13 protein-coding genes are annotated in these 9,717 nt (G+C 53.8%); 1 reads left to right on the top strand and 12 read right to left on the bottom strand.

Translation table 11 applies throughout. From position 1 onward, the window contains the following. Positions 1 to 190: 190 nt before the first annotated feature. Entirely contained in the window at positions 191 to 1,003 is an 813-nt protein-coding gene (locus tag BHQ40_RS14450; RefSeq protein ID WP_070156567.1) for a metallophosphoesterase family protein, read from the top strand. Between the two features lie 141 nt (positions 1,004 to 1,144). Here BHQ40_RS14450 and BHQ40_RS14455 read toward each other — a convergent pair whose 3' ends face one another. From BHQ40_RS14455 to BHQ40_RS14505, 12 genes are all read right to left on the bottom strand, one after another. After that, positions 1,145 to 1,483, bottom strand: coding sequence for a hypothetical protein (locus BHQ40_RS14455; RefSeq protein WP_070156568.1), 339 nt, complete (start codon positions 1,481 to 1,483; stop codon positions 1,145 to 1,147). A 36-nt stretch (positions 1,484 to 1,519) separates the two neighbouring features. Next, positions 1,520 to 2,152 carry a GntR family transcriptional regulator gene (locus BHQ40_RS25180; RefSeq protein ID WP_083276940.1) on the bottom strand — a complete coding sequence of 211 codons (633 nt, stop codon included), beginning with the start codon at positions 2,150 to 2,152 and terminating at the stop codon, positions 1,520 to 1,522. Continuing rightward, complete coding sequence (locus BHQ40_RS14465; protein WP_070156570.1) at positions 2,153 to 2,647, bottom strand: MarR family winged helix-turn-helix transcriptional regulator; 495 nt, start codon at positions 2,645 to 2,647, stop codon at positions 2,153 to 2,155. A gap of 66 nt (positions 2,648 to 2,713) precedes the next feature. Beyond that, on the bottom strand, positions 2,714 to 3,136 hold the full coding sequence (locus tag BHQ40_RS14470; protein ID WP_171905862.1) for a hypothetical protein: 423 nt from the start codon (positions 3,134 to 3,136) through the stop codon (positions 2,714 to 2,716). A gap of 69 nt (positions 3,137 to 3,205) precedes the next feature. Further along, positions 3,206 to 3,553: a hypothetical protein gene (locus BHQ40_RS14475; RefSeq protein ID WP_070156572.1), complete on the bottom strand. Its 348-nt coding sequence runs from the start codon at positions 3,551 to 3,553 to the stop codon at positions 3,206 to 3,208. Positions 3,554 to 3,608: 55 nt separating this feature from the next. Next, complete coding sequence (locus BHQ40_RS14480) at positions 3,609 to 4,088, bottom strand: helix-turn-helix domain-containing protein (RefSeq protein WP_070156573.1); 480 nt, start codon at positions 4,086 to 4,088, stop codon at positions 3,609 to 3,611. 617 nt (positions 4,089 to 4,705) lie between these two features. Beyond that, positions 4,706 to 5,179, bottom strand: coding sequence for a Ros/MucR family transcriptional regulator (locus tag BHQ40_RS25185; RefSeq protein WP_083276941.1), 474 nt, complete (start codon positions 5,177 to 5,179; stop codon positions 4,706 to 4,708). Between the two features lie 221 nt (positions 5,180 to 5,400). Beyond that, positions 5,401 to 6,741, bottom strand: a complete 1,341-nt coding sequence (locus tag BHQ40_RS25740) for a site-specific integrase (protein WP_139139311.1) — start codon at positions 6,739 to 6,741, stop codon at positions 5,401 to 5,403. 189 nt (positions 6,742 to 6,930) lie between these two features. After that, positions 6,931 to 7,167 (bottom strand): DUF2274 domain-containing protein, encoded by a 237-nt coding sequence (locus BHQ40_RS25190; protein WP_083276942.1) that lies wholly within the window; start codon positions 7,165 to 7,167, stop codon positions 6,931 to 6,933. Positions 7,168 to 7,169: 2 nt separating this feature from the next. After that, positions 7,170 to 8,369 carry a TraB/TrbI/VirB10 family type IV secretion system protein gene (locus BHQ40_RS14495; protein ID WP_070156576.1) on the bottom strand — a complete coding sequence of 400 codons (1,200 nt, stop codon included), beginning with the start codon at positions 8,367 to 8,369 and terminating at the stop codon, positions 7,170 to 7,172. Beyond that, on the bottom strand, positions 8,366 to 9,367 hold the full coding sequence (gene trbG, locus BHQ40_RS14500; protein ID WP_253183364.1) for a P-type conjugative transfer protein TrbG: 1,002 nt from the start codon (positions 9,365 to 9,367) through the stop codon (positions 8,366 to 8,368). Before trbG ends, BHQ40_RS14495 begins: the two co-directional genes overlap by 4 nt. Before the next feature lie 6 nt (positions 9,368 to 9,373). Then, positions 9,374 to 9,717 (bottom strand): VirB8/TrbF family protein (locus BHQ40_RS14505; protein ID WP_253183365.1); only part of this gene is annotated, 344 nt, incomplete at its 5' end.

Raw genomic sequence — 9,717 nt, forward strand, 5'->3', positions numbered from 1 at the left:
CGCCCGGACCATCCAAGTGCAAGGGCACCAGCGAAACCAATCCCAAAAACGCTCGCCTTCGTGGATGCGAAGCCAAACTTGCGCATTTCAACCGACACCAGGGTGCAACCATCGGAATTGTGTCGGATTGGGAACGAACTTATGCTGCGGTTGCTTTGTACCATAACAATCTCGTGTTAATTGGAAGATCATGGGTTATTTTCGAATCACCAAGAAAACGGCGCAAATTAGCGACGGTCATCGCATTTACGCGATTGGCGATGTTCATGGCTGCTTCGACCTTTTAGCTGAGCTTTTTAAGCGGATCGAGGAAGATTCGAAAAAGCGCCAAGCCGCCAAAACCAAGATTATCATCTTGGGCGATTTTATCGATCGTGGACCAAAGTCTGCGGAGGTGTGCGATCTATTGTACAGCCTACGGGACTATGAGGGTGTCATTTGCCTCAAAGGCAATCATGAGGAAGCCATGCTCGAGTCGCTTGGTGGCGATCTCAGGGCGCTCCGTTTCTGGCTGGAATTTGGTGGTTGTGCGACACTGGAGAGTTGGGGATTGGATTCTATCCTAATCAGACGGGCAAGCCTGGGCGAAAATCAGCATGAACTCATTGCCGCCATGCACGATGTGATTCCTGCCGGAATGATCGAATGGCTGTCGAAACTTCCTTTGACCCATCGTGATGGAGATTATTTCTTTGTTCATGCCGGTATCCGGCCTGGGGTCCCACTGAACGCGCAGAAAGCGGAGGATCTTTTATGGATTCGGGAGCCTTTCCTGAGCAGCCTGCGCCGTCATGAAGCCGTAATCGTCCACGGACACAGTGAAACGACGCTGGCTACTTTTTCTTCAAACCGCATCGGTATTGATACGGCTGCTTATCGGACCGGGTGCCTCACAGCATTGGGTCTCGAGAGCGATCAACAATGGAAAATTGAAACGAGCGAGTTGCCCCTTGCCAGTGACGCGTTACCGATTGGATCACCTGCCAAGCATGCGATAGCTTGAACACTGGTCTCGAATTTTGCGCGCTCATTTTAGAGACAATCCGGACATAGTGCGTCAGATTATAAACAGATGCGGATAAAAGCCGGAAGTGCTGTGTTTTCCGTTTTGGCGCTACGCACTTAGATTCGGCTGACAGCTAAGTTAATCTTGGCCTATTGTCCAGATTTTGCGGCAATATTTCGACGCCGCATTAATCAAAAAATAACCAAAATCCTTTAGCTGGATCATATGTACGCAGCATTCGATCCATCGTTCAAATCCCGGGCCACCCCCGCAGATATTGAGCTCAATTCCATCGACAGCGCCCGGGCCACGGTGCTTAGGATTATAGGCGCCGACATACTCGCAGCCAAGCCGAAAGTCATCGCCGCTCCCCATGGCAGCAAGCGAAAAGCTGCCCGTCTCTCGTCCGACATGATCCGCATCGAAGGCCGTGACGATGAACTGAAGCTGGTACACAGTCTCTAGCAGGTTTTTCATCGCCGGCCAGATTCTGCAGCCTCCACGAATGCGATCTCACTCCAGTGATTGTGCGGCGAGCTCGGCTACAATCTGCGCTGCTTTCGTCAAACGGCGGTGATGATAGGTTTTGATAAACCGTCGCAGGCTGATCAAGTCTTCATTCCGAAGATGCTCCGCAATTTCCAGCGTCTCTTGCTCGACCCGGCTCAGCACCAGCGGTTCGACCGCGCGAGTTGCTGCGAGCAACTCATTGAGATGTCGGCCGACCAAAACAATTTGCATGTTTTCGGAACGCGCGAAAATCACGTTGAAAGCGCTGGCCATCGCGTCGCGTTCGCCATCCTCCATGATATGCTCAGCAGGGCCAGCGGGAGTCGGCCGGCCTGCCTCTCCTCGAATGCGCCGCGGCAGCGACATAAGGAGTAAATCACGGTTGAAATGATATGTGTCCCTTAATCTTTTATGTGTCATCGGCTGAACCTGGAAACCACCATCACTGGCAGATCGAACCAACCCTTCACCCATAAGGCGGAACAGAGCCTCGCGAACCGGAGTCACACTTGTATTATAGCGATCAGCCAATTTGGGTGCTTCCAGCTTTTCTCCCATTCGATAGACCGAAGACACAATGCTCGCCTTAATCTCTCTATAAATGCGATTTCTTCCCGGGTTACGATTATCGATCATTTAGATAGTCTTGATCAAATCAGTCGATAAGTGAATGATGCAGCGTTTGTTTAGCGCTTGTCGCCACTGGAGGGACGCAGCCTTCCCTTCTGCAAGCCGATCGGCGACTGTGTCCTCAAATGCCTGAAGAGCGAGACTCACGACGGCGTCGCCATTGGCACTGATCCCTATCAATGTCCGTCGTCGATCGCTCGCATCGACTGCTCTTTCGATCAGCCCATCCGTTTCCATCTTTTGCAGCAACCGCGTAGCTGTCGAGGGGGAAAGATAGCTGGCGTAACCGAGGTTTGAGATGGAGACATCCCGATGTCGCAACTTGGCGAGATAGGCGTGTAGCAACATTGTCCATTCGGCATCGAAATATCTGCGATACTCGATATGTTTTTCCAAGCATCTCCGCTTCATCAACAGCGCTTCACACAAGATAATCCTAGAAAATAGGTCCACTCTGCTTTCAGGCGCTGAGAACGGCCACTCCTCGGGTCGGTCAGTCATGATTGAAATGCCTGACGACCAGACAGCGGACCGGTTGCCTCAGAAACCAATTTGCGCTTGCGAGAGCTACGATCGACGTTGAGCGAGGCCTGGCTTTTTGTGTGCTCGGTGGTCGAGACAGACACCTACAGTCATGCAAAACAGACAGATCAGAGAGGAGCCGGCAGTTACGGCCGCGTAGATTTTGGGATCGAACTGTGAAATGAGCAGCGTCGCAAAATGGCCTTCCACGGCCAAGCTTTGGGACGCTGCCATCCAGATTGGCCAGGAACAGGCACTTTTGAGCATCAAACAGAGCAGGCCAATAAACAATAGCACATCGAAGAACATGACGCCGAGATTGACAGACCGCCAGCTCATATTGGCATGCTGGGCGATGTCCGTGAGCAGAACCGCGATCAGGATCATGCCGACCGCGATCCGCCCGTCGGACCTCCCCAGCACCATCACTGCGGCGCAACAGGTGAGCATCAGGAACCAGAACAACAAGCTTATCATCTGCTGAAATCTGCAGCCCCATATCTTGTCCCCCCATGCCGTTTCTCCTGCTGGGGGTGCTCAGGCGACAGCGGCCAGCATAGCTGGCCTTGTCTTGGAAATGGACCAAGGTCCGGGCCCAGGACAACCAAAATCTGTTTCCGCTTGATTGCTGCGTTTTTGAATGCGGTTCATAAGCCGCGTGGCGCTGATCATCTTTGCGCGCCCACTCAACAGATCCCCTGCACTTTCGTGCACTGCCAAAAGGATCGTCTGACATTGGCTTTCTGGAAGATCCGCGCCCTCCTTGCCTACAATTATGGAGCACATGAGTTGCGCTGAACTCAAGAGCGCCCTGTCTAATGTAGTGAAAGCTGTCTGCGTGTCACGGGCAATCCGAGATGCCTTGCCCCTATCGAATTTGAACATAGGATTTCCTTCATGCCGACAACGCCGGCATGTTGCTAAATTGAGTGCCTGATGATCAGATGAGAAGCTTCAGTGCTCCGGCCAGCAGCAACATCACGAACAATCCGGATATTGTCAGGACCATGGCTGCGAAGCCCATTTGAGCGAACTTGTCATGCCAAGCTATGTCATATCTCTTGCCTCCCAGTGGAGGCAGCTTCAGCCATTTCCGCAACCGTTTTGGTGCTTCTTCCGAAACCGCCTGTGAGCTACTGTCGGCAATGGATGGAGTCATGATCGAGATGTCGGCAAGAGCAGGAAATTTTAATTGAAACATTTTTAATTCGGGAAAATCCATGTTCGCCAGCAAGAAGCGGCCAGCATCCCGGCGATTGTGAAAGCCGAGCCGGTGCGTCCCATAATGAAGATATTGGCTCACCGTATTGGGCGTCCATTTGGTATGAAGCGCAATTTCCTTCGAACTTGCCCCCATCGCTGCGAAGAGAAGGCAGATCTTTTGCGATTCGGAGAGCGTTTCGATCAGCGACTTCGCCATCGCTCGACACCATTCAGGCCGCGGTCCAGGCGGCACGAAATACAGCCTATCATATTACGTATCCTTCCTCTGATGCGGTTCCGTTAGTTCCGCTTAAAAGATGCGTGCCATGAGGTATCCGCCAGGGCGTAGCCGTGTGACAATGGCAATTGCGCCCAAATGCGATCTTGTTCGGCCCCGCAGGTGCAGTCTAACTACCGATCATCTGAGGAGACTTTATGGTCTCAACTCCGATTTGCGCGGCTGGAATGCAAGATAGTCGGGGGCTCGCTGTTGCCTACGCTACTCTCGATGGACGTATTTTTTAGTATAGCCGCATCATCAGACACGGGGATACGAGCGTTCAAGGTCGTGTAATCGTGCCCGCCGCCCAAGCCTCCACCTCACAAGTGGAGGAAGTAGCTCGGTAATCTTCGGCACTGGCGAAGCGAACGAGATATAGTTTCGGCTTCCAGCGCTGCTGCCTTCCAATCAAGCCGATAAAAAGCAAAAGGATTGGCGGCCGACCCTCGGGGAGAGCGCTCCGCTATTTTCTTGATGGAGATAGACGGATTAGGGCAAAGGACATTAAAAGGGGCAGAACCAGTCTGCCCCCTAAGTCATTATCGCTCGCTATTTCATTCAGCCTCTGCAGGCTCACGCGGCGCCCGCGGTTTCAAAACTTTAGCCGCCGATGTTGGCGCGGCAGCAGCGTGGTGTTCCCCAGGTTTACGCCCAAGCCCGATGCTCTTTGCAAGTGTGCGACGTTGCTCGGCATAGTCAGGTGCAACCATCGGGTAGCTTTCTGGCAGTCCCCATTTTGCGCGATAATCTTCCGGAGTCATTTGATAATGCGTCATCAAATGACGTTTGAGCATTTTCAGCTTTTTGCCATCTTCAAGACACACAATATAAGAGGCCTTGACGCTGGAGCGTATTGAAACAGCCGGCTCCGGCCTGACGGCCTCGTCCTCTTTAGGCACGCTCAGATTTTTGAGAGCGCCAAATACGCTTATGATAACTTCAGGCAAATCTCTGGGATTGACGCTATTGTTGGACACATGCGCAGTAACAATGTCCGTTGTCAGTTCAAGCAGGCTTTCTTTGTCCATTATTATAGCTTTCTACATTTGATAGGCGACCGCTATTTTGCAGCCCTCGATAGTACCGGTACGCCTGCTTTGAAAGTGGAAATTTCGTTAGTTAACGTACACGACGACGCTCTGTGTGAGCGGCTATGCGATAAAACATGTCATCGGCTTGCAGAATGGCGCCGCCTGTCCGGCACTTAGATTTTCTGACTGGGATCGACAGCGTTCGTCGCTTTTCCATTTCAATGATCAGGGCTTGCGAGCGATGAAATATAGCAGTCGTGCGGGACTTTCCCAGTGGGACGGAAGGAAGCCGACAAGGCATCGCTACAACCGGCTATCTTTCGAAGATCGGTGATGATGTCATCGATCGCGGCTCCAACTGTAGAGAGATAGGAAGGGTCGTAGATGGCATAGACTTCGGTCATGTTCAGCAAGCTATGACCGAGAAATCCAGCCAGTTCCCATGGATTGACTCCGCGCCTGCGCAGTTCGGCAGCCATGGAATGACGCAGAAGCCTGATCGTCCATTCCCTGGGCATTCCCAGATAGGTACAAGCTGAACGCCAGCTGCTATCACAACTCAGCACCCTGCGTTGCTCGATAGTCGCAGCACCAGGCACATATCTCCAATGACGTTCAATACAAATGAACCAGCTCTCGGTATGTTCAAGCCAATCACCAAGGACCGGATGAACGGGCAGGACCGCGCGCCGTTTATTGTTTTGTACGCGCCCGGAAGGGTTAAGGTCGAAAAGGTGATCGTCCTTGAGCCACTGCCGTCGGGCTGGGTCCACGCTCATATCAAATATGCTCGAGGGCCGCGCCAAAGTGCAGATAGCTGCGATGAGATACCGTCGAAGTGCGTGCAGCTTCCAAAGTTGCATCGCGCTGTCCTTGGGACCGCGAATGCTGTAATCCAGCAGTTCGCCTATTTGTGTCACAGAGATGCGATCACGATTGACTGGTCTGAGCTGCCGGCTTGATCGAACTTTGAATTTCGGAGGTGACTGCAGCCTGTCACGGTCAAAAGCGTAATAAATGGCGCTTTTACATTGTCTAAGAACTTCCTCGACAGCGGCCGGAGATCTCGACCTTGGCAATGTTTTAGACTTCAGATCGCCACCCTGTCTGAACCTGATAATGATAGGTTTCGAAATTGCCCATAGCCGAAATCGATCGAGCACGCCCTCGTGGATGTGGGCCGGCAGTATCGGTTCTTCCATGGCACCCTGAGCAATTTCATGATCGAGAAATTGCAGAAACAACCTTAACCGGTATTTGATTCCCATAGCAGCTTCAAGCTTCGACGCATGTTCCAGAAAATAGTCGGAAAAAATCTCCTGTATACTATAGGGTTGATTGGAATGAGAGCGGTCGGACTCTGTCGCAAATTTCCGGTCCAGATAGTCGCAGGCTAACCGAAAATCTTCTGTGCCCGCGCTCTCGCGGCGGCGGCATCGTAGGGCTCCATCTTCCCAGAAGACATGCCATTGTCGGCTGGTTGGTGCGCCGCTGATCCCGCGTGGAAAGTCGAGATAGTATTTGCCTCGCTGATAGAATTTCTCTGGCTTGATCGGCATTTCGCGTTCTCCGTGAGATATGTGTTTCGTGCTCTGGCAAGCAATCTTAAAAGACCCACAGCAACTAGGGCGTCGAGATCTTCGGGCGTAAGTCTGCTACCCCGCGCAAGCGAAGCTGCGCGTGTCAGCTTTCGATCAAGTCCCATCAGGATCAGGTACGTGCTGTCTGAAAGTGAATCTGCCGGAAGATCATTCATGACGTCTCTCCCGATTTCTTCGACCGCGCGAAAAGCTCCGGTCACTAGCAATGAAGTGATCGAGAATAGGTGGAATGAGATCAGCTACTGCCTCATTTTGTCCATATGCCGACGCATAGAAGTCAGCATATCGCTGTAGAGCGAGATGTAGGTCCGGATTGATCGATATGGTTATTCGGACCGGCGTTCGCTCGGGCAGTTTTGGCAATTTTATAGTTCTCGCGGCCATGACTAGCTACTCCACGGTCTGAGGATCAGATCTTGATGCACGACCATACGTACCGACGCACCGGGACGAATGCTGATTGAAGGCTGGACTTGAAGCGAGCGTGACACGAGCATATCTCCCGCGCGCGATATATTCTGCTGCGTTGACTCCCGGAACGCGCGTAAAAGATCGCTTTCTCCCGAAATGCCGAGGTTGGCTCCCACACCGAGTAGGGAAGAGACAGCCGCACCACGCAACAGGGCGAACGCATGCTCGTTAACGCGGTCAGCAAGGCCCGAACGTCCCGATGGGTCAGTTGCCGGTACTTTATCAAGGACAAGTGAACTTCCGTCCGGGAAGAGAATACGCTGCCAGACGACGAAGGCACGCTTCTGCCCATAGGCCACTACGCTGTCATAGCTTCCGACAAGGCGGCTGCCCTGGGGGATGAGCAGGATCATTCCCGTCACGCTGTCGAATACCCGTTCAGTCACTTGCGCAGTGACAAGTCCGGGCAAATCAGAATCGATTGCGGTAATCAGGCTGCCGGAAATGATGCTCCCAGCCATGAGCATATAGGGTGACGGCGCCGCAGCTTGCGCATGGGAGTTGACGGTGTTCTGTCTGCTTTCGCCTGTCAGGAAGTCGGACTTGCGTTGCTGAGCATTAGGATCTGTATCAGACGCAAGAGCAAGTCGGGGAGATGATACAGGGTCTGCCTCGATCGTGGGCGTTGCCGCTACCATCTCGATATTTGGCGGCGATCCCTGCAAGGGCACCATCAGTCCCGCGCCGCGTGCAATGTCCCGTGCCGTGGGTGCGACATCAGCGTCCATGGCGCGATAATGATCTGGCGGCGGTTCCGATGTGGCGATCCTGACAGGATGCCTTTGCCGGGCAAGTATTGGTCGACCAAGATCGCCAGGCAGTTTTGGCCCCAACAATGGAGAAGCATAAGTCGATGGGAGATCGCGGACCGCACCTGGCAGCTGCGACAGCTCATCACGATCTTTCTCCCTGTCGAAATACCTGTGGTCCTTGTCGAAAGCCATCCAGCCCGCAATTGCCACCGCGACCATGATCACCGCCGATCCTGCAATGATAGCGCCGCGCCTGAGGCGAACCGAACGCTCAGGAGAGCTGCGCAGCACCAGTGCTTCAGCGGGCACAGCTGCCTTGCTGGTGGCACCCTCACCCTCCGACAATATGTCTCGCGCGCTCATGGCCTGGATGACCCCTTCGTAAGGCCTTCGTCCGTTCGACGTATCACGACAGTGGTCGAGCGTTTTGTTCCGAGCCGCAATTCCGCCTGCGTGAACAGGCGATCAACAATATAGAAGCGGCCCTGCATGCGATAATTTACAAGTTCGGCGTCCTTGCCGCTGATGAGAAACAGCGGCGGCGCCTCATCGGTTGCTATACTTTGGGAGAATTCGATATAGGTTTTCTGACCGTCATCGAAGGCCCGGACCGGACGCCAGCGCGGTCTGTCGCCGGAAATGACATAGTTGAAGTTCAGGCGCTCTGGTGCAAGGCGCGTGCTCATCGAAGGTGCCGTGCGAGACGAACTGTTATTTGTCAAAGCCAGCAATGCATCGTTCGGGTAGCTCCACGACATGGCGGTCGTCGCTACATGGGCGTTGCTCCTGAGATTGACATGATAGCTGCGCCTGTCGGTCGTAATGAGAAGGTTGGTGGCAAGGTTCGGAGAGGATGGCTTGACGAGGATGTGCACACGTTTGCCCTCACCGGAACCGCTGCTGGTGTCACCGATGATCCAGCGGGATGTATCGCCGCAGGCAACAGACGCAAGAACTTCTCCTGGTTCAAGAAGGATGTCGGTGATCCGTTCCGGAGCAGCATGCAGGTCGTAGATCGCACCCTCCGCATAGGGCATGATTTCCAGGGCACGCTGAAACGGAGCGCTTTCCGCATTCAGGGTGGCAGCACGATTTACTGCAGAGATGCGAGCCAGGGATGATCCACCGGTCTTTCCTTTATGCCGCTTTCGAGCAAGCCCGCCGGTTGCCGGGTTTGTTCTGGTGACCAACTGCGGGGTCGCAGTTTTGATGTGATTGACCGCCTCCCTCGGTACCGCCGGCGGAACAGCCAATCCGGGGGAAATGGATCCTGGCGTCGATATGGCGCCCTGTGCAAATTGACCTGACACAAGTGCCGTCAGACACAGGGGTACATGCAACAAGGCCGTCATGCGTTTCATCGGAAACTACTCCTGGGATTGAAGATTGTTTTGACTTGCCTCCGCTTCTGTCAGCGGCTGTGCGGGATTCGCCATGGCGTCGTTGCCGGCACCGGCTTCTGCCCGCCCCCCAGCATCAAGCTCCCTGCTCCACGCGAGTGCGTCGACATAGATTCCCAACGGGTTCTTTCGCAGCGTATCGCTGGTTGCCGGCGGCCTGGAAATAATTGTGGCTATGGCCGTCCAATGCGAGCTGCCCGCCGCGCTCCCTTGTTCGAACAGCGTCTCCGACCATTTGATCTGAAAAGACCGGTCCGAGGCGCGAACAACGCTCGTCACCTGTACAATTACCGTCTGTCTGGACTTGTACC

The sequence above is a fragment of the Sphingobium phenoxybenzoativorans genome (genome assembly GCF_001757355.1).
Lineage (GTDB): Bacteria > Pseudomonadota > Alphaproteobacteria > Sphingomonadales > Sphingomonadaceae > Sphingobium > Sphingobium phenoxybenzoativorans.